Source organism: Bosea sp. NBC_00550, assembly GCF_026020075.1.
Classification (GTDB): domain Bacteria; phylum Pseudomonadota; class Alphaproteobacteria; order Rhizobiales; family Beijerinckiaceae; genus Allobosea.
On record NZ_CP102772.1, the window covers coordinates 359,964 to 379,541 of the forward strand.

At 66.6% G+C, this 19,578-nt stretch carries 18 protein-coding genes; 6 read left to right on the top strand and 12 right to left on the bottom strand.

From position 1 onward, the window contains the following. The first annotated feature begins 143 nt into the window (after nt 1-143). Nucleotides 144-2,441, top strand: coding sequence for a glycoside hydrolase family 31 protein (locus NWE53_RS01775; protein ID WP_265052677.1), 2,298 nt, complete (start codon nt 144-146; stop codon nt 2,439-2,441). A gap of 42 nt (nt 2,442-2,483) precedes the next feature. Here NWE53_RS01775 and NWE53_RS01780 read toward each other — a convergent pair whose 3' ends face one another. Beyond that, nucleotides 2,484-3,815 (bottom strand): aminotransferase-like domain-containing protein, encoded by a 1,332-nt coding sequence (locus NWE53_RS01780; RefSeq protein ID WP_265052678.1) that lies wholly within the window; start codon nt 3,813-3,815, stop codon nt 2,484-2,486. Nucleotides 3,816-3,912: 97 nt separating this feature from the next. On the opposite strand from NWE53_RS01780, the gene NWE53_RS01785 reads away from it, so the two are divergent. From NWE53_RS01785 to NWE53_RS01800, 4 genes are all read left to right on the top strand, one after another. Continuing rightward, nucleotides 3,913-4,893, top strand: a complete 981-nt coding sequence (locus NWE53_RS01785) for a substrate-binding domain-containing protein (RefSeq protein ID WP_265052679.1) — start codon at nt 3,913-3,915, stop codon at nt 4,891-4,893. A gap of 97 nt (nt 4,894-4,990) precedes the next feature. Continuing rightward, entirely contained in the window at nt 4,991-5,836 is an 846-nt protein-coding gene (locus tag NWE53_RS01790; protein ID WP_265055060.1) for an ABC transporter substrate-binding protein, read from the top strand. 14 nt (nt 5,837-5,850) lie between these two features. Next, nucleotides 5,851-6,765, top strand: a complete 915-nt coding sequence (locus tag NWE53_RS01795) for an amino acid ABC transporter permease (protein ID WP_265052680.1) — start codon at nt 5,851-5,853, stop codon at nt 6,763-6,765. Further along, on the top strand, nt 6,762-7,562 hold the full coding sequence (locus NWE53_RS01800) for an amino acid ABC transporter ATP-binding protein (RefSeq protein WP_265052681.1): 801 nt from the start codon (nt 6,762-6,764) through the stop codon (nt 7,560-7,562). The genes NWE53_RS01795 and NWE53_RS01800 overlap by 4 nt, the downstream gene beginning before the upstream one ends. 60 nt (nt 7,563-7,622) lie before the next feature. On the opposite strand, the gene NWE53_RS01805 is transcribed toward NWE53_RS01800, so the two are convergent. From NWE53_RS01805 to NWE53_RS01835, 7 genes are read right to left on the bottom strand one after another with little or no spacing between them, the layout of a single operon-like run. Next, complete coding sequence (locus tag NWE53_RS01805) at nt 7,623-8,930, bottom strand: TRAP transporter large permease (RefSeq protein ID WP_265052682.1); 1,308 nt, start codon at nt 8,928-8,930, stop codon at nt 7,623-7,625. Further along, nucleotides 8,927-9,469, bottom strand: coding sequence for a TRAP transporter small permease (locus NWE53_RS01810; RefSeq protein WP_265052683.1), 543 nt, complete (start codon nt 9,467-9,469; stop codon nt 8,927-8,929). The genes NWE53_RS01805 and NWE53_RS01810 overlap by 4 nt, the downstream gene beginning before the upstream one ends. Continuing rightward, entirely contained in the window at nt 9,466-10,506 is a 1,041-nt protein-coding gene (locus NWE53_RS01815) for a TRAP transporter substrate-binding protein (RefSeq protein ID WP_265052684.1), read from the bottom strand. Before NWE53_RS01815 ends, NWE53_RS01810 begins: the two co-directional genes overlap by 4 nt. Nucleotides 10,507-10,539: 33 nt before the next feature. Beyond that, nucleotides 10,540-12,201, bottom strand: coding sequence for an FAD-dependent monooxygenase (locus NWE53_RS01820; protein WP_265052685.1), 1,662 nt, complete (start codon nt 12,199-12,201; stop codon nt 10,540-10,542). 40 nt (nt 12,202-12,241) lie between these two features. Then, nucleotides 12,242-13,126, bottom strand: a complete 885-nt coding sequence (locus tag NWE53_RS01825) for a fumarylacetoacetate hydrolase family protein (RefSeq protein ID WP_265052686.1) — start codon at nt 13,124-13,126, stop codon at nt 12,242-12,244. Between the two features lie 59 nt (nt 13,127-13,185). Next, on the bottom strand, nt 13,186-13,608 hold the full coding sequence (locus tag NWE53_RS01830; protein ID WP_265052687.1) for a nuclear transport factor 2 family protein: 423 nt from the start codon (nt 13,606-13,608) through the stop codon (nt 13,186-13,188). Between the two features lie 24 nt (nt 13,609-13,632). After that, entirely contained in the window at nt 13,633-14,214 is a 582-nt protein-coding gene (locus tag NWE53_RS01835) for a VOC family protein (protein WP_265052688.1), read from the bottom strand. Between the two features lie 159 nt (nt 14,215-14,373). Between NWE53_RS01835 and NWE53_RS01840 the strand changes: the two genes are divergently transcribed. Then, nucleotides 14,374-15,384: a LysR substrate-binding domain-containing protein gene (locus tag NWE53_RS01840; RefSeq protein ID WP_265052689.1), complete on the top strand. Its 1,011-nt coding sequence runs from the start codon at nt 14,374-14,376 to the stop codon at nt 15,382-15,384. 43 nt (nt 15,385-15,427) lie between these two features. Here the strand turns inward: NWE53_RS01840 and NWE53_RS01845 are convergent, their stop codons facing one another. The 4 genes from NWE53_RS01845 to NWE53_RS01860 are packed head-to-tail and all read right to left on the bottom strand — an operon-like array spanning nt 15,428 to nt 19,450. Next, the gene (locus NWE53_RS01845) at nt 15,428-16,636 is read right to left on the bottom strand and encodes an ABC transporter substrate-binding protein (protein WP_265052690.1); all 1,209 of its coding nucleotides are present in this window, start codon (nt 16,634-16,636) and stop codon (nt 15,428-15,430) included. A 53-nt stretch (nt 16,637-16,689) separates the two neighbouring features. Further along, nucleotides 16,690-17,709, bottom strand: coding sequence for an SMP-30/gluconolactonase/LRE family protein (locus tag NWE53_RS01850; protein WP_265052691.1), 1,020 nt, complete (start codon nt 17,707-17,709; stop codon nt 16,690-16,692). A gap of 8 nt (nt 17,710-17,717) precedes the next feature. Further along, nucleotides 17,718-18,644, bottom strand: a complete 927-nt coding sequence (gene kce, locus NWE53_RS01855) for a 3,5-dioxohexanoate:acetyl-CoA acetone transferase (RefSeq protein ID WP_265052692.1) — start codon at nt 18,642-18,644, stop codon at nt 17,718-17,720. A gap of 23 nt (nt 18,645-18,667) precedes the next feature. Continuing rightward, nucleotides 18,668-19,450: a cyclase family protein gene (locus NWE53_RS01860; protein ID WP_265052693.1), complete on the bottom strand. Its 783-nt coding sequence runs from the start codon at nt 19,448-19,450 to the stop codon at nt 18,668-18,670. Nucleotides 19,451-19,578 lie beyond the last annotated feature (128 nt).

A 19,578-nucleotide genomic window follows, 5' to 3' on the forward strand; every position in this document is an offset into this window, starting at 1 on the left:
AACCCAGAACCGATCCCTCTCGGGAGAGGATCGGACCGATCGACAGTTGCGGCGCCGATGTCGGTTCTGGGTTCCGGGCTCTTCGCTATGCGAAGCCCCGGAATGACGGCGCGGGTGAGATCAAGGTATTCGGAGACCATTCCATGAAAGCCCTCACGCAAGGCCGCTATCTCGGCCGCGATGGCGAAGCCGCCCTGTTCGATGTCGGGCTCGGCCACACGCTCGCCGTCCGCATCCTCGAAGGCGATATCGGCCGTGTCACCCTGAAGCCGCAGGACGGCTACCGGCTCGACCGTGGCTGGTCGATCGCGCCCGGCGGGCTGGAGCCGGCCTATGAGGGCCGTCCGCGCGACGATCTCTCCGGTTTCACTTGCCCGAGCGCCAAGGTCAGCACCGGCGAGGGCTGGGTGGTTCTCTCGGCCGGCGGGCTGACGGCCGAGGTCACGCTTGCGCCCTTCGGCATCGCCTGGCGTCGTGACGGCGAGGACAAGCCTTTCCTGCAGGACCGGACGACGCAGGCCTATCTGGTTTCGCCGCGCACCGGCGCGCTCGCACATTTCATGGCGCGCGATTATGCGGAGCGACATTACGGCCTCGGTGACAAGGCCGGCCCGCTCGATCGCACCGGTCGCCGTTTCGCCATTGATGCGGTCGATCCCTGCGGCTTCGACGCGGAGCTGTCGGACCCGCTCTACAAGATGCTGCCTTTCTTCATCGTCGACGGGCCGGTCGGCGCGCACGGCATCTTCTACGACAACCTCTCGACCGGCAGCGTCGATCTCGGCTGCACGCTCGACAATTACCACGGCCTGTTCCGCTCCTGGAAAGGCGACGATGGCGACCTCGACTATTACGTGATGGCCGGCCCGACCGTGCCGGACGTGGTCAGGCGCTTCTCCTGGCTGACCGGCGGGCAGGCCTTCGCGCCGCTCTGGTCCTTCGGCTTCGGTGTGACTTCGATGGCGATCGCCGACGCACCCGACGCCGATGCCCGCATCAGCGACTTCATCGGCAAGCTGGAGGCGCATCGCATCCCCTGCGACAGCTTCCACTTCGGTTCGGGCTATACCCAGATCGGCCATCGCCGCTACGCCTTCAACTGGAACCGGCAGAAGTTCCCTGATCCGAAGGCGACGATGCAGCGCCTGAACGATGTCGGCATCTTCACCGTCGCCAATCTCAAGCCCTGCCTGCTCGACGACCACCCCCGCCTGCAGGAGGCTTTGGACGACGGCTTCCTCGTGAAGGACGGCAAGACCGGTGAGCCGGCCGTCGCACAGTTCTGGGACGGGCTGGGCTTCCACCTCGACTACACCAGCCCCAAGGGCCGAGCCTGGTGGCGGAACGGCATAGAGACGGCGCTGCTCGATTACGGCTTCACCACGGTCTGGAACGACAACAACGAATACGAGATCTGGGACGAGGACGCCGTCTGCGACGGCGACGGCCGCCCCTTCCGGCAGGCGCTGGCGCGCCCGGCGCAGCCGCTATTGATGACCAAGCTCTCCTACGAGGCGCAGGCCGAGCGCCAGCCCGGCAAGCGGCAATATGCGATCACGCGTGGCGGCTGCGCCGGCATCTCGCGCTACGCCCAGACCTGGTCGGGCGACAACGAGACCGCCTGGAAGACGCTGCGCTACAATCTAACTCAGGGGCTCAACATGAGCCTGTCGGGCCTATTCAGCATCGGCCACGATGTCGGCGGCTTCCACGGCCCGACGCCCGGCCCCGAGCTCTTCGTGCGCTTCAACGAGTTCTGCTCCTTATGGCCGCGCATGGTCATGAACTCCTGGAACGATGACGGCGTCGTCAACCTGCCCTGGATGTACCCGGAGATGGTGCCGCAGGTGCGCGAGGCCATCTCGCTGCGCTATCGGCTGATGCCCTATCTCTACACGCTGATGTGGCGGGCGAGCCGCGATGGCACGCCGGCGATCCGCCCGCTGCTCTGGGACTTCCCGCAGGATGCGACGGCCGTGAAGACCGACGATGCCTTCATGCTCGGCCCGGATGTGCTGGTCGCGCCGGTGCTGGAGGAAGGCGCCCGCGAGCGCAGCGTCTACCTGCCGGTCCATGATGGCGGCTGGTACGACTGGCATACCGGCAAGCATTTCGCGGGCGGCGCGGTCGTGACGGTCGCGGCCCCGCTCGGCCGCCTGCCGGTCTTCGCCCGGGCCGGGGCCCTGATCCCGCTCGGCAATCCCGAGGGCATCGACGATCTCCGCGAGATCCTCGTCTGCGGTGTCGTCGAGGGCGCCAGCGGCGAACTCTACGAGGATGACGGCGAGACCAGTGACTGGCGTGGGGCCGGCGGGGCCGTGCTCCGCTTCAGCGTGCGCGATGGCGAGATCGAGACCCATCAGCAGGGCGAGACCGAGCCCCGGTTCGACCGCATCGCGATCCGGCATATCGCGACTGACGGGACCAAGCCCGGCGCCTGAGCCAGTTGGGGTGTAGGGTCGGTTGGCTTGCGCCGGCCGGCCTCAATCGCTGCGGCGCGCAGCGCGCGCCACAGCGGCCGCGACCCGCTCATGCCCATCAGCCAAAATCGCCGTGGCCAGCCGGACATGCTCGGTCGGCCGCAGCGAGCATTTGCTGCCCGGCAGGACGGCGATGCCATGGGCAGCCAGAGTCACCAGCGCGTATTGCTCGGATTCGACGGGGATCCAGATGCAGAGCCCATCGGTCTCCGGCATGGCGACGCCATGCTCCGCCAGGCCGGCCAGCAATGTCCGCCGACGCTCGGCATAGATCGCGCGGGCTTTGGCGACGTGTTGCGCCGTCGCCGCATCCTCGATCAGCCAGGCGGTCGCGGCCTGCAGCAGCCGGCTCGTCCAGCCCGACGAGAAGCTGCGATAGGACTGGATCTGCCGGATGATGTTGGTTGGCGCCGACAGCACGGCGATCCTGAGATCGGGCCCGAGCGACTTCGAGAACGAGCGGATATGGACGACCCGCTCCGGCATGGTCGTTCCCAAGCTGATCGGCGGGCGAACCGAAACATCGCCGACGCCATCATCCTCGATCACCAGGGTTTCGCTGCCGGCCAGCACCGCGGCCAGTTCCTGCAGGCGCCCGGCGCTGACATGCCGGCCGGTCACGGAATGCGTGCGCGGCTGGAAGATGAAGGCGGCAGGACGCCGCGCCAGCGCCGCGGCCAGCTGATCGGGCAGGGGGCCTTCCGCATCGCAGCCGATCGGCAGGATTTCCGCGCCGAGATCCTCGATGATGTCGAGGAGCCGCATCGCGGTGGGGTCTTCGATCGCCACGCAAGCCCCCGGCAGCACGGTCGCATGGAGAACCGAGTAGACCGCGTTGTAGCCGCCATTGGTGGCGAGGAAGGCGTCGGGGGCATAGGGCCATTGCGGCAGGACCGCGCCCCGCAGCGCGGGCAGGATCGGCGTGCGCTCGTAGCTGTTCAGGTTCTCGGCCCCGGCCGCATGCGCCAGCGCCTCGCGCAGCGGCGGCAGCAGGCCGGCATCGGGAATGGCGAATGAGAGGTCGAGCACATCAGGCGCGAAATGCGCGACGCTGCCCATGCGGGAAGGGCGCGGAGTGGCACTGTCGCCGCTGACCCAGGCACCGCCGCGGCCACGGCCCGAGACGATCTTCTGCCGCTTCAGCTCGCTCCAGGCCTCGGAGATCGTGCCGGGGCTGACGCCGAGCCGGAAGGCAAGGTCACGCACGGTCGGCAGCCGCAGGCCCACGGGCAGGGCGCCCGAGCGGATCAGGCCGCTGACCTCCAGCGCGAGCCCGCGTGCTGTGCGTTGCGCCAGGCGGCTTGCCAACCAGGTTGCGTCGGTTTCGCTGTTCATCAGATTCAGAAAAGAATGTTCAGGAACGTAATATCGATTGATCAGGTAAAGTGAACATTTAATCTCGCCATATTCAAGGCTTGGAACGAGGTGTGTGTTGAAACCTGTTATCCGGCTGGCCCTGCGCGACTGGGACTTCATCACGCCGCTGTTGCTTGGCGATCTCGTCCCCGAAAAATTCGAACTGAAGATCGAGCGGCTGGCAGCCCTGCCGGACGATTTCGCCAGCGATCCGCGCTTCGATGCCTCGGAAATCTCGTTCAGCCGCTACACCACGGGCAAGGCACGCGGCGAGACCGGCGTCTTCGGCATTCCGAACTTCATCATGCGCGGTTTCCGGCATCGCTGCGTGGTCACCACGGCGGCGAGCCCGCTGAAGCGTTTCGAGGATTTGCGCGGCAAACGCATCGGCATCGCCGGCTGGCAGGATTCCGGCAACACCTGGACGCGGGCCGCCTTGGCCGAATCCGGCGTCGGCATCGAGGACGCCTTCTGGGCGGTCAGCCGCCTTGGCGCGGACCACCCGATCACCGACCGTGTCGGGCGCTATGCGCGGCCCGGCCGGATCGAGCCGCTGCCGGGCCAGCCGCCCCTGCTCGACTTGCTCACGGCAGGCGAGATCGACGCCGTCCTGATGCCGTTCATGCCCAAGGGCTTCTTCTCGCCCGGCTCGCCGTTCCGCGCGCTGCTGCCTGATATCCGCGCGGCTGAGAAGGGGTATTTCGACAAGGTCGGTTACGTGCCGGGCATGCACATCATCGGGCTCAAGCCCGAGATCGTAGCGCGCGATCCCTGGCTGCCGCAGGCGCTCAGCGATCTGCTCGACGAGAGCCAGCGTGTCTGGTTGGAGAAGCGCCGCCGTTACGCCGACACCACGCCCTGGCTGATCGACGAACTGGTGCGCAGCGGACATGATCTCCCGGCGGATTGGAACGCTAGCGGTCTCGGCCCGAACCGGGTGATGATTGCCGCGTTTCTCGATCAGCTGCGGATCCAGGAGCTCGCGGAGACCGATCTGACGCCGGAGACGCTGTTCCCAGCCGCCGGTGAATTGGCGGAGCCTGCGCGCGTCGCCTGAGCGGCGCCATCTGATCAAAGACATAACGACGAAGGGGAATGTCGCCATGAAGACGATCGTGAAATTGGCCGGTGCCGTCGCGCTCTCAGTAGCGCTCATGCAGGGGGCGGCCCAGGCGCAGGACCAATCCATTCAGATCCCGAAGCAGAAGGTCGACGAGAGCCTGCGCGCCAAGCTGCCGGAAACCATCCGCAGCGCTGGCAAGATGATCTCGGTCAACAACGGCTCCTTCCCGCCCTACGAGATCGTCACGGACACCAACAAGATGATCGGCGCCAGCGCCGATCTGGCCGATGCGCTGGGCGAGCTGTTCGGCGTCAAGATCGAGCATGCGACGGTCAACGGCCTCGCCTCGGCGCTGAGCGGCATCGCGGCCGGGCGCTTCCAGTTCGCGATGGGGCCGATCGGCGATTTCAAGACGCGCCAGGAGGCGAACGACTTCGTCGACTACGTCCGCGAATTCGTGATCTTCGCGGTGCAGAAGGGCAATCCGAAGGGCATCACCAGCCTCGAGGATAGCTGCGGCAAGAAGATCGCGGTGATGTCCGCCGGTTCGGCCGAGAAGGTCATCAAGGCGCAGGCCGAGAAATGCGCGGCCGAGGGCAAGCCGGCGCTCGAGGTGATGTCCTTCACCGACCAGCCGACATCGATCCTGTCCGTGCGCTCGCGCCGGTCCGACGCGTTCTTCTCGTCGCAGGCGCCGCTCAGCTATTTCGTCCAGCAGGCGAAGGGCGATCTCGAACTCGCCGCGATCGGCAAGGCGAACGGCTTCCAGGACCTGTTCCAGGGCGCCGTTGTGCCCAAGGGCTCGCCGCTCGGTGCCGCCCTGCTCGACGGCATCAAGGCGCTGAAGGCGAACGGCACCTATGCCGCGATCTTCAAGAAATGGGGGCTCGAGAACAACATGATCGACGAGCCCGGCATCAACCGGTCGACGAACTGAGCGGCGGCCGAACGATGAGCACCGCAGCTGACATGGCGGGCGATCGGCAGGCGACGTTGCGCGACGTCGCCACCGCCCACCGCCCGGTCGAATGGGGTCGCTGGCTGATCTGGGCATTCGTGCTCGTCGTCGCAGCCAATTTCGCCTGGATCGTCGCCTGGAACCCGAATTTCGGTTGGCCGGTCGTGGCCCAGTGGTTCACCGCCGAGTCGATCCTGCGCGGGCTCTACGTCACGCTCGGGCTGACGGTCGTCGCGATGGTGATCGGCGTCGCCATCGGGCTGCTGCTCGCGGTCGCCCGGCTCTCGGACGACCGGCTGCTGAGCGGCCTCGCCGGCCTCTACATCTGGTTCTTCCGCGGCACGCCGCTGCTGGTGCAGCTCATCTTCTGGTACAATCTCTCGACGCTCTTTCCCGAAATCTCGATCTCCATCCCCTTCGGCCCGACGCTGGTCAGCTGGCACACCAACGACCTGATCACGCCGATGACGGCGGCCATCGCCGGCCTCTCGCTGAACGAGGCGGCCTATATGGCCGAGATCATACGGGGCGGGCTGCTCTCGGTCGACAAGGGGCAGGTCGAAGCGACCGATGCCTTCGGCATGACGCGCTCGCGGGCACTGCGCCGGGTCATCATTCCCCAGGCGATGCGCTCGATCGTGCCGCCCACCGGCAACCAGCTCATCAGCATGATCAAGGCGACCTCGCTGGTCAGCGTCATCGCCATGGCCGACCTGCTTTATTCGGTGCAAGCCGTCTACAACCGCACCTTCGAGGTCATCCCGATGCTGATGGTCGCGGTGATCTGGTATCTCGCCATCACCTCGGTCCTGAACGTCGGCCAGGGCTTCATCGAGCGCTATTACGCCCGCGGCGAGCGCGGCTCGACCCAGGCGGCGCCCGTCGTCATCGCGGAGCCCACACCATGACCCGCAACGCCACCGAAGCGGGGGGCCTGCCGCTGGTCAGCGCCCGCAACGTCCACAAATCCTTCGGCTCCAACGAGGTGCTGAAGGGCATCGATCTCGATGTCGCATCCGGGGAGGTCGTCGTGATCCTCGGGCCTTCGGGCTCGGGCAAGTCGACCTTCCTGCGCTGCATCAACCATCTCGAAGCGATCGATCGCGGCTCGATCATGGTCGCGGGCGAGCAGATCGGCTACCGGCTCGCCGGCGAGCGGCTGATCAAGCTGTCGAACCGGGCGATCGCGGCGCAGCGCCGCCAGATCGGCATGGTCTTCCAGCAGTTCAACCTCTATCCGCACATGACGGCGCTGGAGAACATCATCGAGGCGCCGGTCGGCGTGCACCGGCACGGCCGCAAGGCCGCGACCGACTACGCGATGGAACTGCTGGGCCGCATCGGGCTGACCGAGAAGGCCAACGCCTATCCGCGCCAGCTGTCCGGCGGCCAGCAGCAGCGCGTCGCCATCGCTCGCGCGCTCGCCATCCGCCCGAGGCTGATGCTGTTCGACGAGCCGACTTCGGCGCTCGATCCCGAACTGGTCGGCGAGGTGCTGGCGACGATGCGCGATCTGGCCGTGCAGGGGCTGACGATGATCGTCGTCACCCATGAGATCGGCTTCGCGCGCGAGGCGGCCGATCGCGTCGTGTTCATGGATGGCGGGCTCGTGGTGGAGCAGGGGCGCCCGGAAGAGGTGCTGGCCAATCCACAGCATCCGCGGACCCGCCTCTTCCTCAGCCGCTTCATTCGCGAAGCGGCCTGAGCTTCGATCGGACGGCCCCGCCAGCTTCCAAAGGCCTGACGGGCCGACCGCGCGCCGCCTTCACATGCCTCCAAGATGGCGCGGCAGCCATAGCGCGAGGTCCGGCCAGGCGAGCAGCATGGCGATCAGCACGAAGGGCGCGACCAGGAAGGGCAGCACCCCGCGATACATCGCCCCCAGGCTGATCTCGGGCGCCTGGGTGCGGATGACGAAGAGGTTCATGCCGACCGGCGGATGGATCAGTCCGATCTCAACGACGATCACCAGGAGCACGCCGAACCAGATCGGATCGTAACCCGTCGACAGCACGAGCGGCAGCAGCACCGGCACCGTCACCAGCACCATGCCGATCCCTTCGAGGAAGCAGCCGAGGAAGACGTAGAAGGCGACGAGCAGCAGCATCACCGCAAGCGGCGGCAGGCCGACCGCATCGATGCTCCTGACCACGGACTGGGCCATGCCGGTCTGCACGACGAAATAGGAGAAGATCGTCGATCCCAGCACGATCAGGACGAGATTGGCGGTGATGCGCGTCGTCTCGGTGAAGGCGGTGGCGACGTCTCCGCGCTTGAAGCCGCCGCGCAGGAGCCCCAGCAGGAGGGCACCGAAGGCGCCGACCGCAGCCGCCTCGGTCGGGCTGAACCAGCCGAGATAGATGCCGCCGAAAGTGACCGCGAAAAGCAGCGCGACGTCCCAGATCGACAGCACCAGGCGGAAGGTCTGGGCCCGGCTCTCCGCCGGCAACTTCGGCGCCGCTCCGGGCCGCAGCCAGACCCAGAGCGCCACGGTCGCGAGGTAGAGGGCGGTGGGCAGAAGACCCGGGATCAGCGCTGCCGCAAACAGCTTGATGATCGAGAGCTGGGCGATGATGCCGTAGATCATCAGGATCAGCGAAGGCGGGATCAGGATGCCGAGCGTGCCGCCGGCGGCGACCACACCCGCCGCCAGCGCTGGCGAATATCCGGCCTTCAGCATCTGCGGAATCGAGATCCGGCTCATCGTCGCCGCCGTCGCCAGCGACGAGCCGCAGACGGCGCCGAAGGCCGCCGAGGCGCCGACCGCCGCCATGGCGAGCGAGCCGCGGATGCCGGCGAAGATGCCGTTGCTCGCGCGGAACAGATCGCCGGATAGGCCGGCCATCGTCGCGAGCGCGCCCATCAGCGTGAACAACGGCAGCACCGAGAGCGAATAAGCGGAAGATAATTCGAGCGGCACCGCGCCGAAGACGAGCCTGGCCTTGGCGAAGCCGTCGATGGCGGCATAGCCGACGAAGCCGACGAGGCCGAGCGCCACGGCGACCGGAATGCGGGCCAGGATCATGCCGACGAGCGTCGCCATGCCGAGGAGGCCAATGGTGGTCGTGCTCATGGCGTGGCCTCCTCCTGGCGATGCAGTGCGGCCGCTTTCGGCTTGTTCTCGCCCCGCGGAAACATCCTGACCTGCGTGATGACGCGGCCCAGGACGACGATCATGGAAACGATGAGGGCGACTTCGATCGTCAACAGGAGCGTCCAGATCGGCACCGGCAGATCGGGCTTCTGGTCGCCGAAGCGATAGGCGTCCATGAGCGGCTGCAGGAGCGTGGCGGCGAGCAGCCCGAGGAAGGCAAGCGTCGCGATCTCGCCGATCAGGATCAGCATCGCGAGCCCACGCGGCCCCGCCGCCGCGTCGAAGATGTCGACCTTGATCTGCTCGTCCCGTCGGAAGCAATCCGGCAGCGCCAGGAAGGCGACGAGAACCAGCGTGACCTCGACGAGATCGAGCGTGCCGTGGATCGGATGGTTGAAGGCGAGCCGCCCGCCGATGTCGAGCATCGTCCAGAGCAGCATCACGGCCAGCGCGATCGCTCCGCAAGCTGTCAGAAGACGCGCCGGATCGAAGCGATGGCCTGCGCCGCCGCCGGTCATTGCGCCCTGCCCACGGCTGCGCGCAGCCGCTCGTAGAAGTCGCGCGCCTTGGGGTTCTTCGCCTCGGCCTTCGGCAGGAAGGCTGCGGCGATGGGCTTGGTCTTCTCCTCGAAGGCGGCCCGTTCGGCGGGTGTCAGATCGACGATCTCGACATTGGCGGCGCGCAGATACTTCTCGCCGTCATCCTCGGCCGCGTCGTAGAGCGCGCCGATCTTGCGCGCGGCCTCCGGCCCCGTGGTTTCGTCGATGATCTTGCGCAGGTCTTCCGGCAGGGACTTGTAGCGCTCGGCATTCATGACCAGCGCGAAGGTGCCGGCGGACGCCTTCACCGGCGTGACCGACTTCATGCTCTCGGCCATCTGGAAGGACTTTGCCGCCTCGTAGTTGAACAGCATGCCGGTGATGGTGCCCTTGGCCAGCGCGTCTGAAAGCTCTGCCGGCGTGACGGCCGCCGGGCTGCCGCCCCAGGCCTCGATCATCGCGGACGCGATCGGCCCGTTGTGCCTGATGCGCAGGCCGCGCATCGCGGCAGGGTCGCGCACCGCCCCGCGGTTGAAGAACAGGCTCACCGTCGGCGTCGCGATGAAATAGAGCAGCTTCGTGCCTTCATGCTCGGCGGCGAGATCGGCGGCCATCCCGGTCACGATCGCGGAGGCTTCGGCAGTGCTGATCGCCTTGGAGGCGGCGCCTTCACCGCGATTGAAGATGTAGGGGATCTGGGTCAGCTCCGTCAGCGGGAAGCGCCCCGGCAGCGCACCGTGCAGGAAGAAGGCGATATCGGCGACGCCGGTGCGGGCGAGATCGTATTGCCGTGGCATCGGCCCCATCTGCGCGGCGGGGAAGATCGTCAGCTTGAGCCGCCCGCCCGAGCGCTTGGCAAGATCGTCGCCCCACTCTTCGAGCTTCTTGTGAAGCTGGTGGTTGGGAGGCAGGTAATGCGAGACCTTGAGCTCGATGGTCTGCGCGAGCGCACCTGCCGCTGAGAGAGACAGGCCGAACAGGGCGCCCAGCAAGGCGCCCGCCATTCCTCGTATCATCGTTTCCTCCCCGATTGTTTTGTCGTTGGTCTTCTATGCGGCCGTGGCAGATACCGGTGCGACCGCTCCCTTTTCGATGGCCCCGGTGACGCGTGCGAGCAGTTCCGCCGCATCCGCCGGCAGGGCGTCGCTGCGCCAGGCGACGTGCTGGTCCGGCCGGATCAGCGCGAACCGCGCAGCGTAACGCGCAGGCAAGCGCCGGTCCCCCGGAGCGAGAACCGTCAGCGGGATTCCGAGGTGCTCGGCCACTGCTGCGAAGCCTGCCGCCTGCTGCGTCTCGCCCGCCGTGACGAGCAGCGTGAAGCCGGAGCCGAAATTGTCGTAGAGCGACGAGCCGTCGTTCAGCCACAGATGCGGCGCGAGGCAGCCGGGATGGGCCGAGGGCACATAGAGCATGAAATGCTCCGGCGGCGGCTCGCTGCCATCCGGTACGATGACCGGCGAATCCGCGTAACGCGAGCCCAGCACGATGCCGAGCGTCCTGAATTCGCGCAGCTTGGTCGCCTCGATGATCTCGCCGACCTCGCGGCGCGTCGCCTCGCCGAGCGGCCCGGGATCTTCCAGCCCCGGCCGGACGAGCTGATTGCCGAGCACGCCGTAATTGATCACCGCTTCCGCGATGGTGCGTTCATGCACCTGGCGCCGCTCCGCCTCGTAGCTCGCCAGCAGTTCAGGCCCGCCCCAGCCCTGGAGCGCGGCGGCGAGCTTCCAGCCGAGATCGACCGCATCGCCGATGCCCATGTTCATGCCGAAGCCGCCGAAGGGCGGGTGGAGATGGCAGGCGTCGCCAGCGAGGAAGACGCGCCCCTCCTCGTAACGATCGGCAACCAGCTTGTGCGCGACCCAGGGGTCCTTGCCGACGATCTCGATCTCGAGGTCGTGCAGGCCGGTGCCCTGGCGGATCAGGGCGACGGGGTCGACGCTCGCCGGATCGATGTCGTTGGCGAGCTTGGTGACCATGAAGAACCACAGGCCCTGCCCATCCATCGGCCCGAGCAGCGAGGGCAGCTCCTCGTTGATCATCCAGTACATGATCGCCTCGCCGTGCGCATGGCAGCTGGCGAGGTCGGGAGCGCGGAAGATGATGTTGTAGTTGCGCGAATAGGCCCTGTCGCCGGTCATCGTCGCGCCGATGGCGTCGCGCACCAGGCTGCGCGCGCCGTCGGCGCCGATGAGGTAGGCGCTCCTGACCTGCTCGACCTTGCCCGTCGAAAGGTCCTTGAGTTCACTGGTGACGCCGCCGCCATCCTGCTTGAAGGAGGCGAGTTCGGTGCTGAAGCTGATGCTCACGCCCGGCAGCGAGGCCGCATGCTCGCGCAGCACCTCCTCCAGCACATATTGCGGCACCCACTGGGCGGATTCCGAATAGAGGTCGTTGCGCGCCGGGCTGCCGTTCAGCGCGTTCTCGAAGCGCGCGAGCCTGGGCCCGGTCATCCGCGTGGCGAAGACGACGTTGGAGGGATAGTCGCGCGGGATCGGCGAGACCTCGCGCAGCCTGTCGGCGATGCCCCAGCGGCGCAGATGCTCGCGGGTGCGGACATTCGTCGTCTTTGCGCGCGGCGCGTAGCCGACCCGGTCGTTGCGCTCCACCACGAGGCAGCGCACGCCGCGGCTGCCGAGTTCGATGGCGGCGGCTAGCCCCACAGGGCCGGCGCCGGCGATCAGCACGTCGATCTCGTTGCCGCTGTCCTTCACCGCATGTCCCCTTCCGTCTTGCTCAACGATGCCCGCCCGGTCACGCGGCGGTCTGTGCGGCTGCTTCCTGAGCAATGGGATTGACCAGCAGGCCGATGCCCTCGACCTCGACCTCGCAGACATCGCCGGGCTTCATGAAGAGCGGCGGCTTGCGCGCACCGCCGACGCCGGCAGGCGTGCCGGTGACGATGACATCGCCCGGTTCCAGCGTGATCGCCTCGCTGATGATCGCGATCAGGCTCGCGACATCGAAGACCATGGTGTCGGTCGAGGCGCTTTGGACGGTCTGGCCGTTGAGGCGGGTTTCGAGCTTCAGCCCCTTCGCGCCCGGAGGCAGTTCGTCCGCAGTGACCAGCGCCGGGCCGAAGGCGCCGGTGCCGTCGAAATTCTTGCCGACCGTCCATTGCGGCGACTTGAACTGGTACTCGCGCACCGAGCCTTCGTTGAAGACGGCGTAGCCGGCGACGAGATCGAGCGCGGCGGCCTTCGGCACATGCTTGCCGTGCCGGCCGATCACCGCCGCGATCTCGCCCTCATAGTCGAGCTGGTCCGAGAGGTTCGGCCGGATCATCGGCGCCCGATGACCGATCAGCGTCGTCGAGAAGCGGCCGAAGAGCGTCGGATAGTCCGGCTGCTTGAAGCCGCTCTCCGCCGAATGATCGGCATAGTTCAGGCCGACGCAGATGATCTTGCCCGGACGCGGCAACACCGGCAGGAAGGTCGCCCGCTCCGGGTCGAGCACTGCAGAGGCCGGGGCCTTGTCGAGCGCGGCGGCGACGGCGGCCCGTGCCGCAGGCCCGCCCTCGATGAAGGCGAGCATGCTTTCCGGCAGGCCGGTGCCGACCGCCGAGAGATCGACGAGATCCTGGCCGCGATAGGCCGCCAGCCGGGCCTTGCCGTTGCGGGAGATGGTGGCGAGACGCATTGAAGGCACTCCTTCGGATTGAGCTCAGGTGCCAGCTATCCAGCCGGCTCCGATCGATGTCAGGCTTGGCCGAACAGCACGGACAGGCGCCGCTCCGCGAAGCGCCATTCCCCATCCGGCTCCTTGCGGTAGCGGTCGGCGTATTCGCAGATCAGGAAGGGCGTGGCCGAGCCCGGCCCGGCGCCGTCATGGCGATAGAGCGTCAGCACGACGAAGCCGCGCGCGGTGTCGGGCGAAACGGCCTCGATCAGGATGTTGCTCTGGACGTGCCGCGAGCGCCTCTCGCGCATGGCCGCGCGCTCCGCGCCCCAGGCGGCGATGGCCGCGCGCCCGACCTTGTCGGGGCCGACGCCATAGAGCGCGGCATCCGTGGTGAACAGCTCGCCGATGCGATCCGACTCGCCATGGTCGATCAGCCAGGCATGGCGCTGGATCAGATCCTCGATCGCCGCGCGATCCTCAGGGTTCAGTCGGGCTGTCATCGCTGACGAACCTCCGCCTTGCCGTCAAATCGGCAGGCCGAGATCGGGCGGCGCACCGGCCGGTTCGTAGTCCCCCTTGCGCATGCCCGTGTGCAGCGCTTCGAAGCCGGCCCCGCCCTTATGGGCTTGGTAGACGCGTTCGGGGTCGAAGAAAGTCCCGATCGGGTTTTCCCTGAAATCCGGCGACGTTCGCATCCATTCGCTGGATTGCGCCCAGTCGCCATAGCTGTCGCATTGCAGCTCGACGAAATTGCCCTCGGGATCGCGATAGTAGATCGAGATCGTCATGCCGTGGTCGAGGCAGAAGGCCGGCAGGATGCCCTCGTCACGCAGCCGGGCATAGGACGACATCAGGTCGGCGAAGCTCTCATATTCGAACGCGCTGTGGTGCATGCCGTTATGGCTGCGCTTGTCGGGATCGTCGCCGAGACCCGGCGCTGACAGAAAGGCTACGCGGTGATTGGCTGCGTCATTGGTCGTCCAGGCATTGTTCGCATCCTGGAAATTCGGCGTGGAGCCGACCACCCGGCCGTACCAAGCGACCATCTCCGCGAGGCGGCTGGTCTTGAACGTGACGTGATGGAAGGCGGGCTTGATGATGTCCATTGCGTTCCTCCTGCGGCGCCATTCTTCCCGTGAGGGCGCGGCGCCTGCGTTTTCGGTGGAACAGAGCTAGCGGACGGGCATATACCTGAATAGATGACAATAATGCCGGAGCGATAGCAGTTTGATATCGCTTCGGTGCGCTCGGCGGGAGGCCGGATCATGAAGCTTCATCACTTCGAGGAAGTCGTCGCGATCGCCGAGCGTGGCAGTGTCAGGGCGGCCTCCCGCCATTTGCGGATCGCGCAGCCCGCGCTGACGCGCAGCCTCGCCATGCTCGAGCGTGAATTGGGGGCGCCATTGTTTGAGCGGCGCGCCCGCGGCGTCGTCTGCACGCCCTTCGGCCAGGCCTTCATCGCCCGTGCTCGCTCGATCCTGTCGGAGATTCGCCGCACGCGCGAGGAGATGGAGCAGCTGCGCGGAGCCGGCACGGGCACCGTGACGGTCGGCCTTTCGATCGCTGCGCATCTCGCGCTGCTGCCGTCGAGCCTGCGGCCCTTCCGGGCGCGCTACCCGAACATCAAGCTGCATATCATCGAGGGCTTCTATCCCACCCTCGAAACGCGACTGCGGGACGGCTCGGTCGATTTCTACATCGGCCCGGAGGGCGGGGCGCAGGCCGTGCCTGAACTCAGCCTCGAAGTGCTCTTCCAGAACCGCCGCGTCGTGCTCTGCCGGGCAGGGCATCCGCTCGCGGGCGCGACGTCGTTGCGCGACCTCGTCGGACAGGACTGGGTCACGACGTCGATCACGGCGGATGACAGCGCCGAGATCAACGCATTCTTCGCGGGCCACGAGCTGCCGGCGCCGCATCTGGCGGTGCGTAGCCAGTCCGCGCTCACCTTGCTGACATGCCTCGCCAATAGCGACCTGCTGGCGATGGTGCCGAGCCAGTGGCAGGATTTCGAGATGACCGGGCAAGCCCTGACCACGATCAAGATCGTGGAGGAGCTGACCGCGCCGGCGCTCGTTGTCGTGCGCCGGGCCGATCTGCCGTTGACGCCGGCGGCGCTTTATCTTCTCGATCTGATGCGGCGGGCGAAGTCGCGGCTCGCAACGCCCGGTAGCCGCCCTCCGCCGGAACCCCAACTGCAGAACGTCGTGACGGCCGGCGGTAAGGCGACGCCGGCCGGTCGTTCTAAAGCCGGATCCGATCAGGTTGAATCAATCTGATCGAATTCGGCTGTAACTCCATGATGCAACTTGTTTTCCGGCTTCAGCGCTTGAGAGCCGGGCAGGCGCTTTCGCTCAACGGCCGGAACGCCTGGTCGCCCGGAATGGTCGCGAGGACATCGTAGAGATCCCACTCGCTTTTCGACTCCGAGGGCTGCTTGGCGCGGAAGACGTAGAAGTCATGGACCATGCGGCCGTCCGCGCGCAGCTTGGCGTTGCGCACGACGTCGTCCTCGATCGGCAGCTCGCGCATCTTGGCGATCACGGTCTTCGCCTCGTCGGACTTCGCGGCGGCGACAGCCTTCAGATAGTGCCGGACCGACGAATAGATGCCGGCCTGGATCGCCGACGGCACGGCGCCATGCGCGGCCTTGAAGCGCTCGGAAAAGGCGCGGGTGCGCTCGTCGAGGTTCCAGTAGAAGCCTTCGGTCAGCACGGTGCCCTGCGCCGAGGCGAGGCCGACGCTCTTGACGTCCATCGCGGTGAGAAAGAAGGCGACGAGCTTCTGCTTGTCCTGCCCGATGCCGAAATCGCGGGCGGTCTTGATGCCCGCGACCGTGTCGCCTCCGGCGTTGGCGAGCGCGATGAAATCCGCGCCTGAGCCCTGCGCGGTCAGCAACTGCGACGAGAGATCCACCGCAGGGAAGGCGTGCCGGATCGACCCGACATAGGTGCCGCCCTTGGCTGTCACCAGAGTCTTCGCGTCGGCCTCGAGCTGGTGGCCCAGCGCATAGTCGGCCGTGACGAGGAACCATTTGGTTCCGGGCTTGGTCAGGTAGTTCGCGACACCGGCGACCTGGACGTAGGTGTCCCACATCCACTGCACGACATGGTCGGGCTGGCAGGCATCGCCGGTGAGGCGCGCCGTGCCGCCGGGGAACAGGCCGACCCGGTTCTTGTCCTTGAGCAGCGGCGGAATCGCGAGCTGCAGCGAGGCGTTCGACATGTCGGCGAGGACGTCGACACCCTGCCGGTCGATCCATTCGCGTGCGATGGTCGAGCCGATATCGGGCTTGTTCTGATGGTCGGCCGAGACAACCTCGATCTTCATGCCGGCGCATTCGGCCTTCATGCAGTCATCGACGGCCATCTGCGTTGCGACGATGGAGCCCTTGCCGGTGATGTCCGAGTAGACGCCGGACATGTCGGTGAGCACGCCGATCTTGACGGAGCCCCCCGAAATCTCGGCGCGGGCCGCGCCGGCGAGGCACAGCGCGGATACGCCGGCCAATGCTGCGATGAAGCGTTTCATGGTCCCTCCCAGGTCCTTTTTTGATTGCGATGCGGTGCGTGATGTCGCGGCGACTACCAATGCGCCATGGGCAGCCCGGCGACGGGTGAGCGGAAATACGGAATGCGCGAGGCCCGCAGACTGCCGACATAGGCCGTCCCGAGATCGGGGCCGCCGAAGGTGATGCTGGCGAACCAGGGTGCGATCGTGCCGCCGCAGGCGAGCATCAGCTCGGAGGTCACTTCGTCGCGGGCAAAGGCGGCCATCAGCGCCTTGCCGGCCTCGCTGCCGCGGTCGTCGTCGAGCAGGATGCGCAGATCGCCGTCGGGCGTGATCGCAAAGATCCGGTCGACCATCACATGGGTGCCCCAGAGATTGCCGTGAGCATCGAAGGCGATGCCGTCGATGAAGGCGCCGTGATCGCTGGGACCAAAGGTCTCGCGGTCAGTCAGGCTGCCATCGGGCTGGACGCGCAGCCGCGTCACCCGGCAGGCGCAGGTCTCGGCGACATAGAGCCACTCCTCGCGGGCATCGAGCCTGATCTCGTTGGTGAAGGCGAAGCCGTCGGCGACGATCCACAGGCGTCCGCCATCATAAAGGGCGATATAGCCGTCGCGGATGGTCGGGCTCATCGCCCGCATCCAGTTCTGCGTCCGCGTCGAGATCGTCATCCAGACGCGGTCGCGGCTGTCGCGCAGCACAAAATTGACCTTGCCGATGGGCTGCCCGTCGATGGTGTCGACCAGCACGCGGGTCTCGCCGCCGCGCGTCATCAATTCCAGACGGTCCGTGCCGAAATTGGAGATGAGGATGTCGCCATTGCCCGCGAAGGCGAGGCCGTTCGGCAGCGTACCGGAAACGAAGCGCGCTTCCTCGTCAGCCGCGTCGGTGAAGCGGCGGCTGGCCGTCTGGGTAATCAGGCGCTGCGTGCCGTCGGGCCGGATATGCACCACGCCACCGCGCGCATCGGCGCTCCATAGCGAGCCGTCGCGCTCCGCGAGGATGCATTCTGGCCGTTGCAGGCCTTCGCCGACATAGCGGATCGCCGCAGGATCGACCGTGAAGCCATCGAGCGGATTGGGGCTGCGCGACATCGGTGGCCTCAGAAATTCACTCGGTCGCCGCCCTTGAGGCCGAGCGTGGCGCGGGCCTCCTCCGGGGTGGCGATCTCGTAGCCGAGTTCTTCGACGATGCGGCGGATCTTGGCGACCTGCTCGGCATTGGAGGTGGCGAGCTTGCCCCTGCCGATGAACAGGCTGTCCTCCAGGCCGACGCGGACATTGCCGCCCATCATCGCGGCCTGCGTGCAGAACGCCATCTGATGACGGCCAGCCGCAAGAACAGACCAGTGATAGTCCTTGCCGAACAGCTTGTCGGCAGTGCGCTTCATGAACATCAGATTCTCAGGGTCGGCACCGATGCCGCCCAAAATGCCGAAGATCAATTGCAGGAAGACCGGGGGCTTGAACCAGCCGCGATCGAGGCAATGCGCGAGATTGTAGAGGTGCCCGACATCGTAGCATTCGTGCTCGAACTTGGTGCCGTGCCCCTCGCCGAGCAATTTGTAGATGCGCTCGATGTCGCCGAACGTGTTGCGGAAGATGAAGTCCTTGGTGCCGGCGAGATAGGGCTGCTCCCAGGGGTGCTTCCAGTCGCTGTACTTCTCCGCCAGCGGGTGCAGCGCGAAATTCATCGAGCCCATGTTGAGCGAGCACATCTCCGGCGCGGCCCTGAGCGGCGCCGCGAGGCGCTCATCCACCGTCATGGTCAGGCCACCGCCGGTGGTGATGTTCACCACCGCGTCGGTCGCCTGCTTGATGCGCGGCAGAAACTCCATGAACACGGCCGGGTCCGGTGTCGGGCGGCCGTCCTCGGGGTCGCGGGCGTGCAGATGCAGGATGGCCGCGCCGGCTTCGGCGGCGGCGATGGCCTGTTCCGCGATCTGGTCGGGCGTGATCGGCAAATGCTCGGACATGGTCGGCGTATGGATGCCGCCGGTGACGGCGCAGGTGATGATGACCTTGCTCATGGGCGTCTCCCTTGCTTTTCGTTTCAGGCCGGCAGGATGGCGACGGCGCGTGTCCAGCCGGCGGACCCGTTGCGGACCTTCACCGGCAGGCAACTGACCATGAAGCCGGTTGCCGGCAGCGCTTCGAGATTATGCAGCTTCTCGATCTGGCAGTAGCCGGCCTCGCGCCCGGCCTTATGGCCCTCCCAGATCAGCGAGGCGTCGCCCGTCTCGGCGAAACGCCGGGCGGTGTGGCTGAACGGAGCATCCCAGCTCCAGCCATCGGTCCCGACGACCTTGATCCCTTGGCGGACGAGATGCAGCGTGGCCTCGCGGCCGAAGCCGCAGCCGGAGTCGATATAATCGGCCTGTCCGTAGCGGCTGCCGGCTCGGGTGTTGGCGATAACGATATCGAGCGGGCTGAGGCGATGGTCGATCCGCTCCAGCTCGGCGTCGATCTCGGCGGGGGTGACGACGTGACCATCCGGAAGATGGCGGAAATCGAGCTTCACGCCCGGCTGCAGGAACCACTCCAGCGGGCATTCGTCGATCTTCAGGGCAGGGGCGCCGCCATCCTGCGTCGGATGGTAATGCCAGGGCGCGTCGACATGGGTGCCGTTATGCGTCGAGATCGTCGCAAGCTCGACGGCCCAGCCCATAGCGTCCGGGAGTTGCTCAGGCTTCAGGCCGGGAAAAGCCGCAGCGATGTCCTTCGCGGTGCCCTCATGGGTGCGGTAGTCGATCCTGACCTTCTGGAAAGGCGGATCGGCAGGCACATCGTTTTCGAGCGGGATCGAGAGATCGACGAGGCGCCCGGTCGGCATCATGCTGGTTTCCTTCCCGTCCCGATGTGCTCTTCTCGGTATAATTTGGACGAACGTCCGACCAATAGCGTAAGATGTGCTTTCTGGTAAGAGGAAATCGCGCAGCGCGGAGGCGTTGCGAAGGAAAGGGA

Excerpts from the sequence above, each read along its gene's own strand:
- NWE53_RS01775 (WP_265052677.1), top strand. The coding sequence starts at position 144 with ATGAAAGCCCTCACGCAAGGCCGCTATCTCGGCCGCGATGGCGAAGCC.
- NWE53_RS01780 (WP_265052678.1), bottom strand. The coding sequence starts at position 3,815 with ATGAACAGCGAAACCGACGCAACCTGGTTGGCAAGCCGCCTGGCGCAA.
- NWE53_RS01790 (WP_265055060.1), top strand. The coding sequence starts at position 4,991 with ATGCAGGGGGCGGCCCAGGCGCAGGACCAATCCATTCAGATCCCGAAG.
- NWE53_RS01795 (WP_265052680.1), top strand. The coding sequence starts at position 5,851 with ATGAGCACCGCAGCTGACATGGCGGGCGATCGGCAGGCGACGTTGCGC.
- NWE53_RS01800 (WP_265052681.1), top strand. The coding sequence starts at position 6,762 with ATGACCCGCAACGCCACCGAAGCGGGGGGCCTGCCGCTGGTCAGCGCC.
- NWE53_RS01805 (WP_265052682.1), bottom strand. The coding sequence starts at position 8,930 with ATGAGCACGACCACCATTGGCCTCCTCGGCATGGCGACGCTCGTCGGC.
- NWE53_RS01810 (WP_265052683.1), bottom strand. The coding sequence starts at position 9,469 with ATGACCGGCGGCGGCGCAGGCCATCGCTTCGATCCGGCGCGTCTTCTG.
- NWE53_RS01815 (WP_265052684.1), bottom strand. The coding sequence starts at position 10,506 with ATGATACGAGGAATGGCGGGCGCCTTGCTGGGCGCCCTGTTCGGCCTG.
- NWE53_RS01825 (WP_265052686.1), bottom strand. The coding sequence starts at position 13,126 with ATGCGTCTCGCCACCATCTCCCGCAACGGCAAGGCCCGGCTGGCGGCC.
- NWE53_RS01830 (WP_265052687.1), bottom strand. The coding sequence starts at position 13,608 with ATGACAGCCCGACTGAACCCTGAGGATCGCGCGGCGATCGAGGATCTG.
- NWE53_RS01835 (WP_265052688.1), bottom strand. The coding sequence starts at position 14,214 with ATGGACATCATCAAGCCCGCCTTCCATCACGTCACGTTCAAGACCAGC.
- NWE53_RS01840 (WP_265052689.1), top strand. The coding sequence starts at position 14,374 with ATGAAGCTTCATCACTTCGAGGAAGTCGTCGCGATCGCCGAGCGTGGC.
- NWE53_RS01845 (WP_265052690.1), bottom strand. The coding sequence starts at position 16,636 with ATGAAACGCTTCATCGCAGCATTGGCCGGCGTATCCGCGCTGTGCCTC.
- NWE53_RS01850 (WP_265052691.1), bottom strand. The coding sequence starts at position 17,709 with ATGTCGCGCAGCCCCAATCCGCTCGATGGCTTCACGGTCGATCCTGCG.
- kce (WP_265052692.1), bottom strand. The coding sequence starts at position 18,644 with ATGAGCAAGGTCATCATCACCTGCGCCGTCACCGGCGGCATCCATACG.
- NWE53_RS01860 (WP_265052693.1), bottom strand. The coding sequence starts at position 19,450 with ATGATGCCGACCGGGCGCCTCGTCGATCTCTCGATCCCGCTCGAAAAC.